Below are 1,820 nucleotides of genomic sequence, written 5' to 3' on the forward strand. Positions count from 1 at the left end.
GGTCGACGCGGGTCGGCTCTACATCGACGGTGACCTCGTGGGCTACCGGGAGAAGGGCGACAAGCTCTACGAGATCTCGCCCCGGCAGGCGGCCCGCCAGCGACGCGACATCGGGATGGTGTTCCAGCACTTCAACCTGTTCCTCCACCGCACCGCCCTCGAGAACGTGATCGAGGCGCCGATGCTCGTCAAGGGCGAGTCCAGGGCGAAGGCCACCGAGCGCGGCCGCGAACTGCTGGACAAGGTGGGACTGTCGGCCAAGGCGGACGCCTATCCGGCGCAGCTGTCCGGAGGCCAGCAGCAGCGAGTGGCCATCGCCCGCGCGTTGGCGATGGAGCCGAAGCTCATGCTGTTCGACGAGCCCACCTCGGCCCTCGACCCCGAGCTGGTCGGGGAGGTGCTGGGCGTCATGCGGGACCTGGCCGACGCGGGGATGACCATGGTCGTGGTGACCCACGAGATGGGCTTCGCGCGAGAGGTCGCCGACACGATCGCGTTCATGGACGACGGAGTGGTGGTGGAGGCGGGCCGGCCCGCCGAGGTGCTCACGGCACCCACCCATCAGCGCACCAAGGACTTCCTCTCCAAGATCCTGTAGCCGGGCTCAGGCGAGGGTCGACACGAAGATCGCGGTGCCGGGGAAGATGCTGCCGCGCAGCGGGCTCCACTGCCCCCACTCCCGGTCCAGCCACTCCGGCCACTCCGGCTCGATCAGGTCCTGCAGGACGAACCCGGCACCGACCAGCTCGCGGATCCGGTCGCCGACCGTGCGGTGGTGCTCGACGTACGTCAGGCGGCCCTCCTCGTCGTACTCGGTGTAGGGGGTCCGGTCGAAGTACGGGAACGCCGCCACGAGCCCCTCCTGGCCGGGGTCGTCGCGGAAGATCCACCGCATGGGGTGGTTGACGGAGAAGACGAACCGGCCGCCGGGGCGGAGCACGCGCGCGACCTCCGCCATGACGCCCGACGTGTCCGCGACGAAGGGGATGGCGCCGAAGGCGGAGAACGCGACGTCGAAGCTGTTGTCGGTGAAGGGCAGGCGGCCGGCGTCGGCCTGGATGAGCGGGACCGTTGCGGCGGGGCCCGTCGAGCGGCTCGCGGCCTCGGCGCCCACGCGGAGCATCCCGACGGAGAGGTCGACGGCGACGGCGCGCGCCCCCCGGCCGGCGATCCACCGGGCACACGGCGCGGAGCCGCACCCGATCTCGAGCACGTCGCGGCCCGCCACGTCGCCGAGGAGGTTCCAGTCGCCCTCGTGCAGGCCCTCGGGGCACCACAGGAACTCGCCGTCGGGGGCGTGTGCGCCGAGGAACTCGCCGTGTTCGTCGTGGTAGTCGACCGCTTCGGCGTCCCACCACCTCCGGGAGGCGCGGACGGATTCACCATGATCAGGGGGGTTTGTGGACGTCACGGTGGAAGGGTACAGTTGACCGTCGCGTGCGTACACGCCCGCGAAAACCTGTCCACCTACGATTCCTATCCACTCCGGAGCACCCCACCCTATGACCACCAAAACCACCTCGCCGCAGGTAGCCGTCAACGACATCGGCTCCGCGGAGGACTTCCTCGCCGCCATCGACGCCACGATCAAGTACTTCAACGATGGCGACATCGTCGAGGGCACGATCGTCAAGGTCGACCGCGACGAGGTCCTGCTCGACATCGGATACAAGACCGAGGGCGTCATCCCCTCGCGTGAACTTTCCATCAAGCACGATGTCGACCCCGGTGAGGTCGTCAAGGTGGGCGACGAGGTCGAGGCCCTGGTCCTCACCAAGGAGGACAAGGACGGCCGTCTGATCCTGTCCAAGAAGCGCGCC

Annotated in this window: 3 protein-coding genes; 2 read left to right on the top strand and 1 reads right to left on the bottom strand. The window is 69.1% G+C overall.

Features of this window, described 5'->3' with window-relative positions:
- On the top strand, positions 1–598 hold a 598-nt coding region (locus B4M60_RS03075; protein WP_291080176.1), incomplete at its 5' end, for an amino acid ABC transporter ATP-binding protein.
- 6 nt (positions 599–604) lie between these two features.
- On the opposite strand, the gene B4M60_RS03080 is transcribed toward B4M60_RS03075, so the two are convergent.
- Positions 605–1,411, bottom strand: coding sequence for a class I SAM-dependent methyltransferase (locus B4M60_RS03080; RefSeq protein WP_291080178.1), 807 nt, complete (start codon positions 1,409–1,411; stop codon positions 605–607).
- Between the two features lie 91 nt (positions 1,412–1,502).
- Between B4M60_RS03080 and B4M60_RS03085 the strand changes: the two genes are divergently transcribed.
- A partial coding sequence (locus B4M60_RS03085) for a S1 RNA-binding domain-containing protein (protein WP_291080180.1) occupies positions 1,503–1,820 on the top strand: 318 nt, incomplete at its 3' end.

Source organism: Dietzia sp. UBA5065 (assembly GCA_002415925.1).
Lineage (GTDB): Bacteria > Actinomycetota > Actinomycetes > Mycobacteriales > Mycobacteriaceae > Dietzia.